Consider the following 18,094-nt stretch of genomic DNA (forward strand, 5'->3'; position numbering starts at 1 on the left):
GCCGATGGCGCCGTACCGGCTTTAGCCGATGGCGCCGTACCGGCGCAGCGCCTCGGCGCGTTCCCGCCCGTGGTCGACGATCGGTGCCGGATAGTCCTCGGGCCGGTCGGCCCCGAGGTCGTGCACGTCGTCGACACCGGCCAGCTCGGGCACCCAGCGCCGCACGTAGTCACCGGACGGATCGAACTTCTTGCCCTGGGTCGTCGGGTTGAACACCCGGAAGTACGGTGCGGCGTCGGTGCCGCAGCCGGCCGCCCACTGCCAGCCGTGCTGATTGTTGGCCATGTCGCCGTCGACGAGCTGTTCGAGGAACCAGCGGGCACCCCACTGCCACGGCAGGTGCAGATCCTTGACCAGAAACGACGCCGCGATCATCCGCACCCGGTTGTGCATGAAGCCGACCTCGGCCAGCTGCCGCATACCGGCGTCGACGATCGGGAAACCGGTCCTGCCCTTCTTCCAGGCCTCGAAGGATGTCTCGGCATCCTGGCCGTCGTCGACCTCGATCGTGTCGAAACTCCGGTTCCAGTTCCACCACGTGCTGTCCGGCCATTCACACACCACCGAGGCGTAGAAATCCCGGAACGCCAGCTCGCGCAGATAGGCCTGCGCGCCGTTGCCTCGGCCCAGATCGGCGGCCATCGTCCGCGGATGAATCGCCCCGAATTTCAGATGCGCCGACATGCGGCTGGTGGCCGAAAGATCGGGACGGTTGCGGTCCTCCGCGTAGCCGGTGAGCCCATCGGCGACGAACTGTCGCCACGCCCGCAGCGCCGCCGTCTCGCCGGCGGGGAGCTCGAGCTCAACCCCGGCGTCGGGGATCTGCACCGCGCGAGCGCCCTTCACGTCGGACGGGTGGATCCAGTGCGCCGACTTCGGCCCCGATTCGGCGGGGCGGCGCCAGCCGTGCTTGCGCCACGCCGCGAAGAACGGCGTGAACACCTTGTAGGGGGTGCCGTCGCCCTTGGTCACGCGGCCGGGGGAGACCAGGTAGGGCGAGCCGGTCGCCACCAACTCGATGTCGCCGAGCGCGTCGCGCACCTGGTCGTCGCGACGCCGGCCGAACGGGGTGAAGTCCTGCGACACGTGCACCGACGATGCCCCGATGGCTTTCGCGAGAGCGGGGATCCGGGTCCCGGGATGGCCCTCGGTCACCAGCAGCCGCCCGTCGAGCCGGTCGTGTACGTCGCGCAGCGCGTCGTACAGGTATTGCAGCCGCCGTGGACCCGACGAAGCCTTCAGCCGGGGGTCGAGCACATAGCAGGCCAGCACCTCGGTGTCGGCGCCGTCGACGTCGGCGGCGGCCAGCAGGGCCGGAAGGTCGGAGAGCCGCAGATCGCGGCGCAACCACAACACGGCGGGCATGTCGTTGATGCTGCCCCCAAACTCCGCTAGAGAAACAAGAGCCGGCGAAAGTGACGAAAGGGTAAGCACTGTGCAGTTCTGGTCGGGTGCGGCATTCCTGAAGGCGACCGAGGCCGTGCCGCTGGCGCGGATGCTCGACGAAGCCGGATACGACGGCATGGTGACTTCCGACCACATGATCTATCCGCGCGCGCTGAACTCGGCCTATCCCGATTCGGCGAGCGGGGCGCCGCCGTGGCAGCCCGAGACCGAATGGCCGCACGCGTGGGTGCTGACCGGGGCGATGGCTGCGGTCACCACCCGGTTGCGGTTCTCCAACGCCGTGTACATCGCGCCGGCCCGGCCGCTGCTGGAGGTGGCCAAACAGGTCGCCACCGCGGCGGTGTTGTCCGGCGGGCGGGTGAGCCTGGCCGCAGGCATCGGCTGGATGCGCGAGGAGTACGCGTTGATGGGCCAGGATTTCCGCACCCGCGGCAGACGGCTCGACGAGATGATCCCGGCGCTTCGGGCGCTGTGGCAGGGCGGCTGGGTGTCCTGGAGCGGTGAGCACTACCGGGTGCCCGAGATGATGATCGAACCGCACCCGCCGGGCCCGGTGCCGATCCTGACCGGGGGAGAGTCCGAGGCCGCGCTGCGGCGCGCCGCCCGGCTGTGTGACGGCTGGGTCGGGTACGCCTACCGGTGGGACGACGCGGTCGGCTACGCGCGCCGACTCACCGAACTGCGGCGAGAGTACGGTCGGGCCGACGAGCCGTTCGACATCCTGCTGGCCCTGATGGAGCCCGCCTCCCCCGATCTGTATCTGCGCGCCGAGGAGGCCGGCATCACCTCGGTGATGGTCGCGCCGTGGCTGGGCGCCGAGACCGGGGGCGTCCGCGGCGTGGAACGGTTCCGCGCGCCGATCGAGCGGTTCGCCGAGACTGTGATCGCGAAGGTGCGACGCTGACCAGACCTTCCCGCCCCAACTCCGGTGGACAGGAGGATCCCCCGCACCGGCCGGGGGAACTGCGTGCGGGGGATCCTCTGCAGTGGTGCTGATCCGGCTACGCTGCCGGCGGCATCAGCACCGTGTCGATCAGGTACACCGTGGCGTTGGCCGTCTGCACGCCGCCGCACACCACCGACGCGTCGTTGACCAACAGGTCGTCGACGGACCCGGTCACGGTGACCGGAGCGCCCTGCACCGTCACGTGCTCACCGACCACCTGGTCAGGGGCGGCCTGGCCCGGCACCACGTGATAGGTCAGGATGCTGGTCAGCAGGTCGGCGTCGGTCTTGAGTGTCTCGATCGTGGCGGGGTCGATCTTGGCGAACGCGTCGTCGGTCGGCGCGAACACGGTGAACTCGCCGCCGTTGAGCGTGTCGACGAGGTTCACATGCGGGTTGAGCTGACCGGAGACGGCCTGGGTCAGCGTGGTCAGCAACGGGTTGTTCGACGCCGCAGTTGCCACCGGCGAAGCCGCCATGCCCTGCACCGACCCGGGGCCGTCCGGGACCTGCTGCACGTAGCCCGCGCACCCCGGCCCGACCGGCGCCGCGGAGGCCGTCGCGGCCGCTCCGAAGGACAGCCCGACGGCGGCTGCCACCGCGATACCCGCACCGGCCAGAGACTTCAACTTGACGGTCATGATCGTGAATTCCTTTCCTGCAGTGATGGATTGGTGGATCAGTTAGCGGGCGGCATGAGGACGGTGTCGATCATGTACACGGTGGCGTTGGCAGTCGTGACCCCGCCGCACACCAGTCCGGCCTCGTTGACCTTGAGGTCGTTGCCTGCGCCGGTGACCGTGACGGGTGCGCCCTGCACCGTGGTGTGCTCGCCGGCGACCTGGTCGGGCGCGGCCTGGCCTGGCACCACGTGGTAGGTCAGGATGCTGGTCAGCAGGTCGGAGTCGGTCTTGAGCGTCTCGATCGTGGCGGGGTCGATCTTGGCGAACGCGTCGTCGGTCGGGGCGAACACGGTGAACTCGCCGCCGTTGAGCGTGTCGACGAGGTTGACGTTCGGGTTGAGCTGACCGGACAGCGCCTGGGTCAGTGTGGTGAGCATCGGGTTGTTCGACGCGGCCACCGTCACCGGATCGGCCGCCATCCCGGCCACGGAGCCGGGCCCGTCCGGAACCTGCTCGGCGTAGGCCGCGCAACCCGAACCGATGAGGTTGGCCGCGGGATCCGCCATCGGCGCCGCCGACGACGTCGTCATCCCGTTGGTCGCCGACTCCATGGCCGACGAGGCTGTGACGCTGGCCGACGTCGCGGTGCTTTCGGCTTCCTCGCTCGAACAAGCGGCACCGAAGAGGGCCACGGCAGCGATTCCTGCCACAGCAGCGGTCTTCCGACGAGCTGTCATCATTTCCTGATCCCTTTCGTCAAGTACGGGGCTCCGTTGCCCGCACTGGAGTTCGCACACGGGTGATTCCCAGCTGCCGTGCCTGCGGATGGGTCCCAGGCGCCGACGTCACACTCGCGTCACACTTGGAGACCGGGGCCGCGCGACCGGCACAATGGGTCGGTGAGCGAAAGCGGAGCGCGACGGCGTGTGCTGATCCTGGGCAGCACAGGCTCCATCGGTACCCAGGCGCTCGAGGTGATCGCCGCCAACCCGGACCGCTTCGAGGTCGTCGGGCTCGCGGCCGGCGGCGGCAATGCCGACCTGCTGGCGCGGCAGCGTGCCGAGACCGGGGTGACCAACATCGCCGTCGCCGACGAGGCCGCCGCGGCCGCGCTGGGCGGGACCATGTACTCGGGTCCCGACGCCGCCACCCGTCTCGTCGAGAACACCGAGGCCGACGTGGTGCTCAACGCGCTGGTCGGGGCGCTGGGCCTGAAACCCACGCTGGCCGCCCTGGCCACCGGCGCGCGGCTGGCGCTGGCCAACAAGGAGTCCTTGATCGCGGGCGGTCCGCTGGTGCAGAAGGCGGCCGCCCCGGGCCAGATCGTGCCGGTCGACTCGGAACACTCCGCGCTGGCGCAGTGCCTGCGCGGCGGCAGCGGCGACGAGGTCGCGAAGCTGGTGCTCACCGCGTCCGGGGGGCCGTTCCGCGGCTGGACCGCGGAGCGACTCGAGGACGTCACCCCCGAGCAGGCCGCTGCGCACCCCACCTGGTCGATGGGCCCGATGAACACCCTGAACTCGGCCTCGCTGGTGAACAAGGGGCTCGAACTGATCGAGACGCACCTGCTGTTCGGGATCGACTACGACCGCATTGAGGTGGTGGTGCATCCGCAGTCGATCGTGCACTCGATGGTCACGTTCACCGACGGGTCCACCCTCGCGCAGGCCAGCCCGCCTGACATGAAGCTGCCGATCGCGCTCGCACTGGGGTGGCCGTCACGCGTCCCCGGCGCCGCGGCGGCCTGCGATTTCACCACGGCCTCGCGCTGGGATTTCGAACCGCTCGACGACGACGTGTTCCCGGCGGTGGCGCTGGCCCGCGAGGCCGGCCGGGGTGGCGGCTGCCTGACCGCGGTCTACAACGCCGCCAACGAGGAGGCGGCGGCGGCGTTCCTCGCCGGACGGATCCGGTTCCCGGCCATCGTGCGCACCGTCGACCATGTGCTGCGCGCTGCCGACCGATGGGCGGCCGAACCAGCTACCGTGGATGACGTACTCGACGCCCAGGACTGGGCCCGTGATCGGGCCCGACAGGCGGTCGAGCAGGAACCCGCAGGTCGCAGATGATAGGACTCCCCGCCCGATGATGTACGTGCTCGGCGTGACGCTGTTCGCGATCGCCATTCTGGTGTCGGTGGCGTTGCACGAATGCGGCCATATGTGGGTGGCGCGCGCCACAGGCATGAAGGTGCGCCGCTACTTCGTCGGCTTCGGCCCGACGCTGTGGTCGACCCGGCGGCCCAACAAGCTGGGCGAGACCGAGTACGGCGTCAAGGCGGTGCCGCTCGGCGGATTCTGCGACATCGCCGGCATGACCGCGGTCGAGGAACTCGACCCCGAGGACCGGCCGTACGCGATGTACAAGCAGAAGACCTGGAAGCGCGTCGCGGTGCTGTTCGCCGGGCCGGCGATGAACTTCGTCATCGGGCTGGTGCTGATCTACGCGATCGCGATCATCTGGGGTCTGCCCAACATCAAGGCCCCCACCACCGCGGTGGTCGGGGAGACGTCATGCATCAAATCCGAGGTGGCGCAAGGCCAGTTGGGTGACTGCATCGCCAACAGCCCGGCGGCCGCCGCCGGCATCCAGGCCGGCGACGTCATCGTCAAGGTCGGCGACACCGAGGTCGCCACGTTCGACGCCCTCGTCGAGGCGGTGCGTAAGGAGAACGGCCCCACCGCGCTGACCGTGCAAAGGGACGAGAACGGTCAGACGCGCGAGTTCACCACCACCGTCGACGTCACCCCGAGCCAGCGCTACGTCGTCGGCGGGAACGAGGGTCCCGCCGTGCCAGTCGACGTCGGGAGCATCGGCGTCACGGCCGCGCAGTTCGGGCCGACGCAGTACAACCCGCTCACCGCGGTCCCCGGGACGCTGGTGTTCACCAAGGACCTCGCCGTGGAACTCGGCAAGGCGATCGTGAAGATCCCGACCAAGATCGGGGCGCTCGTGCACTCGATCACCGGCGGCGAGCGCGACCCCGAGACGCCGATCAGCGTGGTCGGCGCGTCCCGGATCGGCGGCGAGACCGTCGAGCACGGCATCTGGGTGGCGTTCTGGTTCTTTCTCGCACAGCTGAACTTCGTGCTGGGCGCGGTCAACCTGATCCCGCTCCTGCCGCTGGACGGCGGGCACATCTCGATCGCGCTCTACGAGAAGGTCCGCAACATGGTCCGCCAGACGCGAGGCAAAGTCGCCGCGGCTCCCGTCAACTATCTCAAGCTGATGCCCCTGACGTACGTGGTGATCATCGCGATGCTGGGCTTCACGCTGCTCACCGTGACCGCCGACGTAATCAACCCGATCACGCTGTTCCAATGAACGCAGGTTCCAGTAGGAGACTCGAACAATGACCTCAATCGGTCTGGGGATGCCGGCGGCGCCGGCGCCGGTACTGGCTCCCCGCCGCAAGACCCGCCAGCTGATGGTGCGTGACGTCGGCGTCGGCAGTGACCACCCGATCTCGGTGCAGTCGATGTGCACCACCAAGACCCACGACATCAACGCCACGCTGCAGCAGATCGCCGAGCTGACGGCGTCGGGCTGCGACATCGTGCGGGTGGCCTGCCCGCGCCAGGAGGACGCCGACGCGCTGCCGGTCATCGCGAAGAAGTCGAAGATCCCGGTGATCGCCGACATCCACTTCCAGCCGAAGTACATCTTCGCCGCGATCGACGCCGGATGCGCTGCGGTGCGGGTGAATCCGGGCAACATCAAGGAGTTCGACGGCCGGGTCGCCGAGGTCGCCAAGGCGGCGGCCGACGCGGGCATCCCGATCCGCATCGGCGTCAACGCCGGATCGCTGGACAAGCGCTTCCTGCAGAAGTACGGCAAGGCGACCCCGGAAGCGTTGGTCGAGTCGGCGCTGTGGGAGGCCTCGCTGTTCGAGGAACACGGCTTCGGCGACATCAAGATCAGCGTCAAGCACAACGACCCCGTCGTCATGGTCGCCGCCTACGAGCAGCTCGCCGCGCAGTGCGACTATCCGCTGCATCTCGGCGTCACCGAAGCCGGGCCGGCATTCCAGGGCACCATCAAGTCCGCCGTCGCGTTCGGCGCGCTGCTGTCCAAGGGCATCGGCGACACCATCCGGGTGTCGCTGTCGGCGCCGCCGGCCGAAGAGGTCAAGGTGGGCAACCAGATTCTGGAGTCGCTGAACCTGCGGCCGCGCGGCCTGGAGATCGTGTCGTGCCCGTCGTGCGGACGCGCGCAGGTGGACGTGTACACGCTGGCCAATGAGGTCACGGCCGGCCTGGAGGGCATGGACGTGCCGCTGCGCGTGGCGGTGATGGGCTGCGTCGTCAACGGACCCGGCGAGGCGCGCGAGGCCGACCTCGGGGTGGCGTCCGGCAACGGCAAGGGACAGATCTTCGTCAAGGGTGAGGTCATCAAGACCGTCCCGGAGGCGCAGATCGTCGAGACGTTGATCGAGGAGGCGCTGCGCCTTGCCGGCGAGATGGGTGCGGAGATGGGCGACGCACAGGGTTCTGAAGGTGCCACCGGTTCGCCTATTGTGACCGTAAGCTGAGAGACGGCCCCACGCGTGGGGCCATTGGCTCAGGGTCAGCTCAGAAAGAGTCCAGATGTCGGCTCCTCCGCTATTTCGCCTCGTAGATGAGCGAAGGGTGTCGGTGGTGCGCGACATCCGCGACATGGTGGCCGTCCGGCAGGTTCTCGACGAGGACCCGGTGGCCGCCTGCATGGTCGCCTCGCGGGTGGCCGAGCACGGCATCGAACCGTCGGCGATCGGCGGGGAACTGTGGACCCGCAGGCGCGCCAGCGAGTCGCTGTGCTTCGCCGGCGCCAACCTCATTCCGCTGCGTGGGGCCCCCGGCGACCTGAATGCGTTCGCGGACAAGGCGATGAGCAGCGCCCGCCGCTGTTCGTCCCTGGTCGGCCGCGCCGAGTTGGTGCTTCCGATGTGGCAGCGTCTCGAACCCGTCTGGGGCCCGGCCCGCGACGTGCGGGCGCATCAGCCGTTGATGGCGCTGAGCGCGGCGCCGTTGTGCGCCATCGATCCCGCCGTGCGCCAGGTGCGCATGGAGGAGATCGACGCCTATCTCGTCGCCGCGATCGACATGTTCATCGGTGAGGTCGGCATCGATCCTCGAGTCGGTGATGGTGGCCGCGGCTACCGCCGCCGGGTCGCCGGACTGATCGCCGCCGGGCGGGCCTGGGCCCGGTTCGACCGCGGTGAGGTGGTCTTCAAGGCTGAGGTCGGCTCGCAGTCCCCGGCGGTCGGGCAGATCCAGGGCGTGTGGGTGCACCCCGACCAGCGCGGCCGGGGGATCGGCACCGCCGGCACCGCGACGGTCGCCGCCGCGATCGTCGGCGGCGGCCGTATCGCCAGCCTGTACGTGAACAGCTTCAACACCGTGGCGAGGGCGACCTACGCCCGTATCGGCTTCACCGAGATCGCGTCGTTCGCGACGGTGCTGCTCGACTGATCTGAAACTGCGCCTACGCTTCCTCTATGACCGAGCCTGACGCGACCGCGGCGAGCCGCGAGATGGCCACCGCGGCGAGCCGCGAGATGGCCACCGCGGCGAGCCGCGAGATGGCGGCCGCGGCGAGCCGCGAGATGGCGGCCGCGGCGAGCCGCGAGATGGCGACCGCGCTCGTCCAGGCGCTGGAACGCCGGCACGAGGTGCTCGACGCGGTCGTCGCCTCCGACGACTACGACGCGGCGATCGAGGCGCTGGCCGATCTGCTCGACACCTCGGGCGAGGCTGCCGAGGCCGTGCTGCGGTTGTCGTTCGACCGGCTCACCAAGGTCTCGCGGCGCCGGATCGCCGCCGAGCTGGAGGACCTCAACAGTCAGGAGCAGGACTACCGCCCGCCCGAGCAGACCGCCGGGTCGGCGCGCCGGCTGATGCTGCGGCCGTTCGCTCCTGAACGGGACCGCGACATCTTCGCCGCGCGCACCGACGACATGCGCTCGGCCGGGGACGGAACCGCCGCGCCCGCAGGTGATCTCGGCGATGAGATCGCCGCGGCGGCGGCCCGGGTGGCCGCCGAGGAGTCTGCCTGGCTGGTCGCCGAGGTCGGATCGACGAAGGTCGGCATGGTGTTCGGCGACCTGGCCGAGGGCGAGGTCGGCGTGCGGGTCTGGATCCACCCCGCTCACCGCAAGCAGGGATACGGCACCGCGGCGCTGCGCGCGTCGCGCTCGGAGATGGCCGCCTACTTCCCGGCTGTGCCGCTGGTGGTCCGCGCACCCGCCGCCGGCGGGTGACCTCCACCGCCCAGGGGGCCACTCGCGCGGCCGAAATTGCGTTCCGCGCGCGCATATCGCAACTTGACGCGCGTGGAATGCAATTTCGGCGCGGAGGGGCCGCGCGCCTGCACCGAAATCGGATCGTTTCTTCTTAACATTTGCCTCAATGGCATCACTGTTCACATCTGCAACGCGCATGACCGGACTCGCGACCGTGGCTGCGGTGGTGATGGCGCTCGGGGCATGTACGCCACGGCCCAACGGGCCCGAACCAACCGCCGAGGAGTTCTTCGCCGCGCTGGCCACCGGTGACACCGGCGCCGCCGCGCAGCTGGCCGACCGGCCCGAGGAGGCGCGGGCGGCGCTCAACGAGGCTTGGGCGGGGCTGCAGGCGACCGGGCTGGACGCACAGATCCTCAGTTCGAAATACGCGGAGGACACCGGCAGCGTGACCTACCGCTACACGTGGCACCTGCCCAAGAACCGGACCTGGACCTACGACGGCCAACTCAACATGGTGCGTGACGAAGGCCGGTGGGAGGTGCGCTGGGGCGCCACCGGACTGCACCCGAGGCTGGGGGAGAACCAGACGTTCGCGCTGCGTGCCGACGCCCCGCCGCGGGCCTCGGTGCACGAGCGCACGGGAACCAACGTGCTGGTGCCCGGCTACCGGTATCACTTCGCGCTCGACGCCGAGGCCGCCGGCGCCGACCTGATGCCCACCGCACACAAGATCGTCGGCGCGCTGCACCGGTTCGACAACACCCTCGACGCGCAGCGCCTCGCCGAGCTGGCCAGCTCGAAGAAGGGCGCGCTGAGCCTGCTGACGCTGAATCAGGCCGACCACGATGCGGTGGCCGGTGCCCTCGCGTCGGTGCCCGGGGTGGTGATCACTCCGCAGCCGGAGATGGTGCCCACCGACCCGACATTCGCGCCCGCGGTGGTCAACGAGATCAAGAAGACGGTCGCCGAGGATCTCGACGGAGACCCCGGCTGGCGCGTCGTCACGGTGAACCAGAACGGCGTCGATGTCGATGTACTCAACGAGGTGCCCGGCCAGCCGGCGCCGTCGGTGAGCATCAGCCTGGACCGTGCGGTGCAGACCGCGGCGCAGAACGCCGTCGACGTCACCGACAAGCAGGCCATGATCGTCGTGATCAAACCCTCGACCGGGGAAATCCTCGCGGTGGCGCAGAACACCGCCGCCGATCGGGAGGGACCGCTGGCGACCATGGGCCTGTTCCCGCCAGGGTCGACGTTCAAGATCGTGACCGCGGGCGCGGCGATCGAACGCCAGATGGCCACGCCGAACACCCTGTTGGGCTGCCCCGGGCGTATGGACATCGGTCACCGCACCGTGCCCAACTACGGCGGTTTCGACCTCGGCACCGTGCCGATGTCCCGGGCGTTCGCCAGCTCGTGCAACACCACCTTCGCCGAACTGGCCAGCCGGATGCCGCCGCGGGGGCTCACTCAGGCCGCCTCGCAGTACGGTATCGGCGCCGACTACGACATCCCCGGGTTGAGCACCGTCAGCGGGTCGGTGCCTCCGACGGTGAACCTCACCGAACGCACCGAGGACGGCTTCGGTCAGGGCAAGGTGCTGGCCAGTCCGTTCGGGATGGCGCTGGCCGCGGCCACGGTCGCAGCCGGCCGCACTCCGGTGCCGCGCCTGATCGAGGGGCGCGACACCCAGGTCACCGGCGACCAGCAGCCGATCCCGGCCGAGGTGGTGGACGGTCTGCGCCCGATGATGCGCCTGGTCGTGACCAACGGCACCGCCAAGGACCTACAGGGCGCCGGCGACGTGCGCGGTAAGACCGGCGAGGCCGAGTTCGCCGGCGGATCGCACTCGTGGTTCACCGGATACCGCGGAGACATGGCGTTCTCGGCGCTCATCGTCGGCGGCGGCAGTTCGGAGTACGCGGTGCGGATGCTCAAGGGCATGCTCGACGCCCTGCCGCCGGACTATCTGGCCTGACGCCCACGGCGGTACCGTGGACACCGTCATGACGGACATCAACCACGGCCGACGCCGCCCGGACAACTCGGGATCCCGCGCGGCCGACGCCGTCGAAATGCGCATCTCCGACGTCGACCGCAACGGCACCCTGCGCCGGCTGCACAACGCCGTGGCCCTCGGCCTCATCGACATCGGCGAATTCGAGGAACGGTCGGCGGCGGTGTCGCAGGCGCGGATGCGTTCAGAACTCGACGCCCTTGTCGGCGACCTGCCTGGCCCGGGCGCGATCGTGACGTCGGCAGCCGACCGCATCGAGCTGCGCGGCGTGCTCGGCTCGCTCAAACGTCAGGGCGAGTGGGTGGTGCCGTCGCGGCTCGCGCTGCACCGGCGGATGGGTTCGGTCGATCTCGATCTGACCAAGGCCCGGTTCGCGGGCCCCATCGTGGTCATCGAGCTGGACCTGAAGTTCGGCGGTCTGGACCTGCGCCTTCCCGACGGGGCCAGCGCATCCATCGACGACGTCGAGGTCAACGTCGGCAGCGCCCGTGACCACCGCAGGGACGCTCCGGCCGAAGGTAACCCGCACGTGATTCTCACCGGCAAGGTGGTGTGCGGATCGGTCGACATCCGCGGACCGCGCAAGTCGTGGCGTGTGGGACCGCTGCGCACGAACTGACGTCGATCCCGTTCCGCTAACGCGGATCGAGGACGGCGAAGCTGACCGTGCCGCGCGCGGCCAGCCGGTCGCGGGAGACGTCCGTGACGTCGACGGCGATCACCGAGAGGCGGCGTCCGGCCCGGACGACGGTCGCCTCGGCGCGGGCGGGACCCTCCAACACCGGAGACAGGTAGTGGATGGTCATGTCGGCGGTGGTCACGTCCTGGCCGGGCCCGACGTGGCGTTCGGCCAACCGGCCGGCGGCGATGTCGATCAGCGTCGCGACCAGACCTCCCTGCAGGGCGCCGCGCCGATTCGTCAGATCGGGCCGGTTGTCCAGTTCGATCACCACGCTCTCATCGGAGACCTCGACGTCGCGAAAGTCCATCTGGGCGAACAAGTGGCCCGGGGTGACCTGCATGGCGGAACGCTAGCATTGCCACATGTCAGTAAGGACCGCCCTCCGGCCCGGCACGGTCTCGCCCGTGCTGCCGGTGCCCAAGTCGATTCCGCGCCCGGAGTATGTCGGTAAGCCGACCGCGGCCGAGGGCCACGAGCCGTGGGTGCAGACCCCGGAAGTGATCGAGAAGATGCGGGTGGCCGGCCGGATCGCGGCGGGCGCGCTCGCCGAGGCCGGCAAGGCGGTGGCGCCCGGGGTGACCACCGATCACCTCGACCGGATCGCCCACGAGTACATGGTCGATCACGGCGCGTACCCGTCCACGCTGGGCTACAAGGGTTTTCCGAAATCCTGCTGCACGTCGCTGAATGAGATCATCTGCCACGGCATCCCCGACTCGACCGTCATCGAGGACGGTGACATCGTCAACATCGACGTCACGGCCTACATCGACGGCGTGCACGGCGACACCAACGCCACCTTCCTGGCCGGCAACGTCAGCGAGGAGCACCGGCTGCTCGTCGAACGCACGCACGAGGCCACCATGCGCGCGATCAAGGCCGTCAAACCCGGCCGCGCCCTGTCGATCGTCGGCCGCGTCATCGAGTCCTACGCAAACCGCTTCGGCTACAACGTGGTTCGCGACTTCACCGGACACGGGATCGGCACCACCTTCCACAACGGTCTGGTGGTGTTGCACTATGACCAGCCCGCGGTGGAGACGGTGCTCGAGCCGGGGATGACCTTCACCATCGAACCGATGATCAACCTGGGCAGCCTGGACTACGAGATCTGGGACGACGACTGGACGGTGGCCACCAAAGACAAGAAGTGGACGGCCCAGTTCGAGCACACGCTGGTGGTCACCGACAGCGGGGCAGAGATTCTCACCCAACTCTGAGGTTCTCGGTAGCCTGGCGCCATGGGCAGGCGCGGGCTCGTCGCGGTGGCGGTCTGCTGCCTGCTCGCCGGGTGCGGTCACGCCGTCACCGGCACCGCAACCTGGCCCGGCGCCAAGCTGGAGCGTGCGGTGCTCACCGAGGCCGACTTCCCTCCCGGGGTGCGCTACGAGCGCGTCGTCAACGAACCGCGCGGGGACAACGTCGAACGGCCCCCGGCCATGCTGTCCCGCCCCGAAGGATGCGCCGACGCGCTGACCCGCGACATCGCCGTGACCGCGGAATGGGGGCCGGGCAGCGCCGCGGAGTATGTGGCGGCCTACGACGGCGCCCGCATGGTGATCACGCTGCTGACCTGGCGGCTGGATCTGGAGCGGCTCGCCGACACCGCGCGGCGGTGCGCCGAGTACGAGACCTTCTTCGAGCCGGGCGACCCCGGCATCCCCATGACTACTACGGCGCTGCCCAGTCCGCGTCGCGACGCCCTGGTCTATCAGCAGACGATGCGCCTGCGCGGCGCCGACAACAGCGTGTACTTCGCATTCGAGAACGTCGGTCAGATGGCGGTCTTCGGCATCGCGTTCCCGACCGACGACGCGTCGATCGCCGTCAAAGGCACGCTCCCACAGATCTTTCTGGAGGTCACCGGGAAGCAGGCCCAACGCGCACAAGCGGTTTGACGCCCGGCGCAGGCTCAGGTCAACAGCGTGAAAACCGCCGCGCCGACTCGGCTCTGCACTGTAGCGTGGCGCAATGCCCTCTCCCATGGTGACTGTCGACGGCTTCTCGGTGCCCGTCCAGGTCACCGGTCCCGAGCGAGGGTCGGTGGTGGTGCTGCTCGGTGCAGCCCAGCAGTCACCCGCCGCGTACGCGGGAGTGTGCCAGCGGCTGCACACCGCCTCGCTGAGAACCGTGGTGATCGGCCCGGACCCGCGCCTGACCGCCAAGGCCGTCATCAGCATCCTGGACACGCTCGAGGTGCGGTGGGCACTGCTGGTGGGCGACAAGCTCGGCGGCGAGCTGGCCTGGGAGCTGGCCGCCACCCGGCTGGACCGGTTCATCGGGCTGGTCGTCATCGACCGGGGACACCCGCGGGTCGCGGATCTCAACGGTGTGGTGCGTGACGAACACTGTCCGCCGGTGGAGCTGAACACCACCGCACTGGTCAGTACCAGCGCCGCCCGAGCGGTCGCCAAAGCCAGCCAGCGCTATGTGTACGGCGAGTACCGCATCGTCGATCTGCTCGGACGGCGCAACGCCGCCGATTCGACCGCTCAGTTGGCCGCCGAGATCGTGATGCGCACCAGCACCTGGTAGCCGGTCACGCGCGCGCGCCCGGGACCTCGTCCGGGGTCCATGCCTGCGGCAGACCGGGCTGGCCGGGGAACAGGAAGTCGATGAAGGCCGCCGCGGTGGGCTGCGGCTCATGGTTGGCCAGCCCGGGCCGCTCGTTGGCCTCGATGAACACGTACTCCGGCTTGGTGACGTCGGGCACGAGAAGATCGATGCCCGTCACCGGGATGCCGATCGCCTCGGCGGCCGCGACACCCACCCGGCACAGCTCGGGATGGACGATCGCGGTGACGTCGTGGATGGTGCCACCCTGATGCAGGTTCGCGGTTCTGCGGACCCGCAGCCGCTCGCCTTCGGGCAGTACATCGTCGAAGGAGTAACCGGCCTCCCGGACCGTGTTCTCGGTCACCGCGTCCATCGGGATGCGTGACTCGCCGCCGGTGGCGGCCGCGCGGCGCCGGCTCTGCGTCTCGATCAGCTCGCCGATGGTGTGCTGGCCGGTGCCGGTGATCTCGGCAGGCATGCGCAACGCGGCGGCCACCACCTTGCCGTCGATCACGACCAGGCGCAGGTCGTCGCCCTCGGCCCGCTGCTCGATCAGCACCTCCGGGTGTTGTTCGCGGGCCCGGGCCAACGCGGCGTCGAGCTCGTCCGGTCCGTCGACCCCGACCGTGATGCCCTTGCCCTGCTCGCCGCGGGTGGGTTTGACCACGACGTCGCCGACCTGGGCCAGGAAGTCGTGGTCGGCCTTGTCGAAGGTGGCCAGCCGCCCCTTCGGCACCGCGATGCCTGCCTCCGACACGATGCGGCGGGTCAGGCGCTTGTCGTCGCAGCGCGCCATGGCGACCGCAGAGGTGTACTCGGACAACGACTCCCGGGTCACCACGCTGCGACCGCCGTGGGACAGCCGCATCTCGCCCGCCTCGGCGTCGAGCACCTCCACCCAGATTCCGCGGCGCAGCGCCTCGTCGGCGAGGATCCGGGCGTACGGGTTGAGATCCTCCACGGTCTCGGGCGGATGGGTGAACAGCGGCTCGTTGATCGCGTTCTTTCGTTTCACCGCCATCACCGGAACCCGGTGGAACCCGAGCTTCTCGTAGAGCGCGATCGCGGCGTCGTTGTCATGGGTGACCGACAGGTCCATGTAGGCGCGGCCGCGCTCGCGGTAGAGCTCGGCCAGGCCGCGCGTCAGTGCGGCCCCGACACCGGGCAGGGCGGCGGCGGGATCGACGGCCAGGGTCCACAGGCTCGACCCGTTCTCCGGGTCGGAGAACAGCGCGCGGTGGTCGACACCGGTGACGGTGCCCAGCACCGAGCCGTCCTCGTCGCTGACCGCCACCAGATAGTCGACGGCGGGCTGTTCGTGCTGGTTGTCCCAGATGACGTCGGTCGGTGCCGGCACCATGCCGCAGCGCACGTAGACCCGGTTCATCTCGTCGGCGTCGTCGCGGCTCTCCAGTCCGCGGACCCGGAAACCGGTCGGTGATTTGGTGTCGATCGCGGTGTCGGCGAACCTCAGCCGGTAGGTGTGGCTCGGATCGATGAACAGCTCGGCGGGGGCCCGGGACACCAGCACGTGCGGCTCGCGGGCGTAGATGCAGATGTCGCGCCGGCCCTGTCCCTCCTGCCGCAGGACGTCGGCCAGATGCTCCGGATCGGCGAATGTCTGGCCGAAAATCAGCCGGCCCCAACCGAGTTCGAGGACCACATCGTCGGCCATGGTGTCGAGCACGTCGGGCGTGGCGGCCTCGTGCAGCGCCAGGGTGATGGCTTCCGGGTTGTCGGCGGTGGGGTCTGCGGTCATGCGGCCGGCCCGTTGATGCCGTGGCGCTGCAGCCACAGTTCCAGCAGCGCGATCTGCCACAGCTCGTTGCCGCGCAGCGGTGTGAGACGGCCGTTGGGGTCGGCGAGCAGCCGCTCCACCGCCTCGGGCCGGAACAGCCCGCGCTCCTTGGCGGCCGGCTCGTACAGCGCGTCACGCACCATGTCCAGGTACGGGCCTTCGAGATGGGTCAGCGCCGGCACCGGGAAGTACCCCTTCGGGCGGTCGATCACCTCCGACGGGATCACCTGTCGGGCAGCCTGTTTGAGCACACCCTTGCCTCCGTGGGCGGTCTTGTACTGCGGCGGGCAGGTGGCGGCGAGCTCGACGAGCTCGTGGTCGAGGAACGGCACCCGGCCCTCCAGACCCCAGGCCATCGTCATGTTGTCGACCCGCTTGACCGGGTCGTCGACGAGCATCACGGTGGTGTCCAGTCGCAACGCCCTGTCGACGCCGGTCTGTGCGCCCGGCCGGGCGAAATGCTCGGTGACGAACAGCTCGCTCGGGTCGTCGGCGGTCAGGTAGGCGGGGGAGACGATGTCGCGGTACCCGGCCTGGTCGCGGTCGAAGAACGCGGCCCGGTAGCCGGCCACCGACCCCTCCAGCGACGCCGCGTCGGGCTCCCCCATCGGCGGGTACCAGTGGTAGCCGGCGAACACCTCGTCGGCGCCCTGCCCAGACTGCACCACCTTGACGTGCTTGGCGACCTCCTGGCTGAGCAGGTAGAACGCCACGCAGTCGTGGCTGACCATCGGCTCGCTCATCGCGGCGATCGCCCCGCCGAGCGCGGGCAACATCCGGTCGGTGCCGATGCGGATCTGATGATGGTCGGTGCCGAAGCGCTCGGCGACGATGTCGGAGTACTTGAACTCGTCGCCCGCCACGCCGCCCACCGATTCGAAGCCGATCGAGAACGTCGCCAGCCCGTGCTGACCCGCCTCGGCGAGCAACCCGACGATCAGGCTGGAGTCGACTCCCCCGGAGAGCAGGCAGCCCACCGGGACATCGGCGACCAGGCGGCGCTTGACCGCCACCCGCAGCGACTCCAGCACGGCGTCCTCCCAGTCCTTCTCGGACCAGTCGGCGCGGTCGTCTCGGGGGGTGAAGTCGGGCTCCCAGTACGTGGTGGTGGCGACCCGGCCGTCCGGCTCGATCGCCATCAGCGTGGCCGGCGGCAGCTTTTCGACGCCGCGCAGGATGGTGCGGGGCGCGGGCACCACCGAGTGGAAGGTCATGTAGTGGTGCAGCGCCACCGGGTCGATCCGGGTGTCGATGTCATCGCCGGCGAGCAGCGCGGGCAGCGAGGAAGCGAACCGGACCCGGTCGTTGGTGCGGCTCAGGTAGAGCGGCTTGATGCCGAGCCGGTCACGGCCCAGCAGCACCCGCCCGCTGTCGCGTTCGACGATCGCGAACGCGAACATCCCCTTGAGGTGGTCGACGAAGCGGTCGCCCCAGTGGTGGTAACCCTTCAGCAGCACCTCGGTGTCGCTGTGGGAGAAGAAGCGGTAGCCGTGGCCGGACAGTTCGTCGCGCAGCTGCTCGTAGTTGTAGATGCAGCCGTTCCAGGCCACGGTCAGGCCCAGCTCGGAGTCGACCATGGGCTGTGCGCCCGCCTCGGACAGGTCGATGATCTTCAGCCGCCGGTGTCCGAGGGCGACGCGGCCCTGCGACCACGCCCCTGCGGCGTCCGGTCCGCGCGGGACCATGACCTCGGCCATCGCCGCGACGGCGCTGATATTCGGGGTTGTTCCGTCGAGGCGCACCTCGCCGGTGGCTCCACACACCTTTTCGACCCTACTCTGTGACGGCTTGACGGGCTCTACCTGACCAATGGCGCAGCCGTGCGCCAACGCCCGGCAGTGCG

17 protein-coding genes are annotated in these 18,094 nt (G+C 69.6%); 11 read left to right on the forward strand and 6 right to left on the reverse strand.

Annotation, left to right across the window (positions count from 1 at the left end; genetic code table 11):
• Positions 1-21: 21 nt before the first annotated feature.
• Complete coding sequence (locus KXD97_RS18735; protein ID WP_260751528.1) at positions 22-1,365, reverse strand: deoxyribodipyrimidine photo-lyase; 1,344 nt, start codon at positions 1,363-1,365, stop codon at positions 22-24.
• A gap of 70 nt (positions 1,366-1,435) precedes the next feature.
• Here KXD97_RS18735 and KXD97_RS18740 point away from each other — a divergent pair, with 70 nt between their 5' ends.
• A complete protein-coding gene (locus KXD97_RS18740; RefSeq protein WP_260751529.1) occupies positions 1,436-2,311 on the forward strand; it encodes a TIGR03619 family F420-dependent LLM class oxidoreductase in 876 nt (291 codons plus the stop codon).
• Between the two features lie 97 nt (positions 2,312-2,408).
• Here the strand turns inward: KXD97_RS18740 and KXD97_RS18745 are convergent, their stop codons facing one another.
• Together KXD97_RS18745 and KXD97_RS18750 are read right to left on the reverse strand one after the other, a co-directional pair.
• Positions 2,409-2,993: a fasciclin domain-containing protein gene (locus KXD97_RS18745; protein WP_313901308.1), complete on the reverse strand. Its 585-nt coding sequence runs from the start codon at positions 2,991-2,993 to the stop codon at positions 2,409-2,411.
• A 38-nt stretch (positions 2,994-3,031) separates the two neighbouring features.
• On the reverse strand, positions 3,032-3,715 hold the full coding sequence (locus KXD97_RS18750; RefSeq protein ID WP_260751530.1) for a fasciclin domain-containing protein: 684 nt from the start codon (positions 3,713-3,715) through the stop codon (positions 3,032-3,034).
• A 159-nt stretch (positions 3,716-3,874) separates the two neighbouring features.
• On the opposite strand from KXD97_RS18750, the gene dxr reads away from it, so the two are divergent.
• The 7 genes from dxr to KXD97_RS18785 all read left to right on the forward strand — a co-directional run bounded on the left by dxr (position 3,875) and on the right by KXD97_RS18785 (position 11,834).
• On the forward strand, positions 3,875-5,044 hold the full coding sequence (dxr, locus tag KXD97_RS18755; RefSeq protein WP_260751532.1) for a 1-deoxy-D-xylulose-5-phosphate reductoisomerase: 1,170 nt from the start codon (positions 3,875-3,877) through the stop codon (positions 5,042-5,044).
• A 16-nt stretch (positions 5,045-5,060) separates the two neighbouring features.
• On the forward strand, positions 5,061-6,299 hold the full coding sequence (locus tag KXD97_RS18760; RefSeq protein ID WP_260751533.1) for an RIP metalloprotease: 1,239 nt from the start codon (positions 5,061-5,063) through the stop codon (positions 6,297-6,299).
• Positions 6,300-6,327: 28 nt separating this feature from the next.
• Complete coding sequence (gene ispG, locus KXD97_RS18765; RefSeq protein WP_260751534.1) at positions 6,328-7,506, forward strand: flavodoxin-dependent (E)-4-hydroxy-3-methylbut-2-enyl-diphosphate synthase; 1,179 nt, start codon at positions 6,328-6,330, stop codon at positions 7,504-7,506.
• A gap of 55 nt (positions 7,507-7,561) precedes the next feature.
• On the forward strand, positions 7,562-8,425 hold the full coding sequence (locus KXD97_RS18770; RefSeq protein ID WP_260751536.1) for a GNAT family N-acetyltransferase: 864 nt from the start codon (positions 7,562-7,564) through the stop codon (positions 8,423-8,425).
• Between the two features lie 134 nt (positions 8,426-8,559).
• On the forward strand, positions 8,560-9,213 hold the full coding sequence (locus KXD97_RS18775; RefSeq protein WP_260758050.1) for a GNAT family N-acetyltransferase: 654 nt from the start codon (positions 8,560-8,562) through the stop codon (positions 9,211-9,213).
• 148 nt (positions 9,214-9,361) lie between these two features.
• The gene (locus KXD97_RS18780; protein ID WP_260751537.1) at positions 9,362-11,176 is read left to right on the forward strand and encodes a penicillin-binding transpeptidase domain-containing protein; all 1,815 of its coding nucleotides are present in this window, start codon (positions 9,362-9,364) and stop codon (positions 11,174-11,176) included.
• 28 nt (positions 11,177-11,204) lie between these two features.
• Positions 11,205-11,834, forward strand: a complete 630-nt coding sequence (locus tag KXD97_RS18785; protein WP_260751538.1) for a DUF1707 domain-containing protein — start codon at positions 11,205-11,207, stop codon at positions 11,832-11,834.
• Between the two features lie 16 nt (positions 11,835-11,850).
• On the opposite strand, the gene KXD97_RS18790 is transcribed toward KXD97_RS18785, so the two are convergent.
• Positions 11,851-12,237: a PaaI family thioesterase gene (locus tag KXD97_RS18790; RefSeq protein WP_260751539.1), complete on the reverse strand. Its 387-nt coding sequence runs from the start codon at positions 12,235-12,237 to the stop codon at positions 11,851-11,853.
• 22 nt (positions 12,238-12,259) lie between these two features.
• On the opposite strand from KXD97_RS18790, the gene map reads away from it, so the two are divergent.
• The 3 genes from map (at position 12,260) to KXD97_RS18805 (ending at position 14,432) form a co-directional block, all read left to right on the forward strand.
• Positions 12,260-13,117, forward strand: a complete 858-nt coding sequence (map, locus tag KXD97_RS18795; protein WP_260751540.1) for a type I methionyl aminopeptidase — start codon at positions 12,260-12,262, stop codon at positions 13,115-13,117.
• A 21-nt stretch (positions 13,118-13,138) separates the two neighbouring features.
• Positions 13,139-13,795 (forward strand): hypothetical protein, encoded by a 657-nt coding sequence (locus KXD97_RS18800; protein ID WP_260751542.1) that lies wholly within the window; start codon positions 13,139-13,141, stop codon positions 13,793-13,795.
• Positions 13,796-13,868: 73 nt separating this feature from the next.
• Positions 13,869-14,432, forward strand: coding sequence for an alpha/beta fold hydrolase (locus KXD97_RS18805; RefSeq protein ID WP_260751543.1), 564 nt, complete (start codon positions 13,869-13,871; stop codon positions 14,430-14,432).
• 4 nt (positions 14,433-14,436) lie between these two features.
• Here KXD97_RS18805 and ngg read toward each other — a convergent pair whose 3' ends face one another.
• Positions 14,437-16,212, reverse strand: coding sequence for an N-acetylglutaminylglutamine synthetase (gene ngg, locus KXD97_RS18810; RefSeq protein WP_260751544.1), 1,776 nt, complete (start codon positions 16,210-16,212; stop codon positions 14,437-14,439).
• Complete coding sequence (locus KXD97_RS18815) at positions 16,209-18,014, reverse strand: N-acetylglutaminylglutamine amidotransferase (RefSeq protein ID WP_260751546.1); 1,806 nt, start codon at positions 18,012-18,014, stop codon at positions 16,209-16,211. Before KXD97_RS18815 ends, ngg begins: the two co-directional genes overlap by 4 nt.
• Positions 18,015-18,094 lie beyond the last annotated feature (80 nt).

This window comes from Mycobacterium sp. SMC-8, assembly GCF_025263565.1.
Taxonomy (GTDB): domain Bacteria; phylum Actinomycetota; class Actinomycetes; order Mycobacteriales; family Mycobacteriaceae; genus Mycobacterium.

Coding starts and splice junctions, on each gene's coding strand:
- KXD97_RS18735 (WP_260751528.1), bottom strand. CDS start 1,365: ATGCCCGCCGTGTTGTGGTTGCGCCGCGATCTGCGGCTCTCCGACCTT.
- KXD97_RS18745 (WP_313901308.1), bottom strand. CDS start 2,993: ATGACCGTCAAGTTGAAGTCTCTGGCCGGTGCGGGTATCGCGGTGGCA.
- KXD97_RS18750 (WP_260751530.1), bottom strand. CDS start 3,715: ATGATGACAGCTCGTCGGAAGACCGCTGCTGTGGCAGGAATCGCTGCC.
- KXD97_RS18760 (WP_260751533.1), top strand. CDS start 5,061: ATGATGTACGTGCTCGGCGTGACGCTGTTCGCGATCGCCATTCTGGTG.
- ispG (WP_260751534.1), top strand. CDS start 6,328: ATGACCTCAATCGGTCTGGGGATGCCGGCGGCGCCGGCGCCGGTACTG.
- KXD97_RS18770 (WP_260751536.1), top strand. CDS start 7,562: ATGTCGGCTCCTCCGCTATTTCGCCTCGTAGATGAGCGAAGGGTGTCG.
- KXD97_RS18775 (WP_260758050.1), top strand. CDS start 8,560: ATGGCGGCCGCGGCGAGCCGCGAGATGGCGACCGCGCTCGTCCAGGCG.
- KXD97_RS18780 (WP_260751537.1), top strand. CDS start 9,362: ATGGCATCACTGTTCACATCTGCAACGCGCATGACCGGACTCGCGACC.
- KXD97_RS18785 (WP_260751538.1), top strand. CDS start 11,205: ATGACGGACATCAACCACGGCCGACGCCGCCCGGACAACTCGGGATCC.
- KXD97_RS18790 (WP_260751539.1), bottom strand. CDS start 12,237: ATGCAGGTCACCCCGGGCCACTTGTTCGCCCAGATGGACTTTCGCGAC.
- map (WP_260751540.1), top strand. CDS start 12,260: ATGTCAGTAAGGACCGCCCTCCGGCCCGGCACGGTCTCGCCCGTGCTG.
- KXD97_RS18800 (WP_260751542.1), top strand. CDS start 13,139: ATGGGCAGGCGCGGGCTCGTCGCGGTGGCGGTCTGCTGCCTGCTCGCC.
- KXD97_RS18805 (WP_260751543.1), top strand. CDS start 13,869: ATGCCCTCTCCCATGGTGACTGTCGACGGCTTCTCGGTGCCCGTCCAG.
- ngg (WP_260751544.1), bottom strand. CDS start 16,212: ATGACCGCAGACCCCACCGCCGACAACCCGGAAGCCATCACCCTGGCG.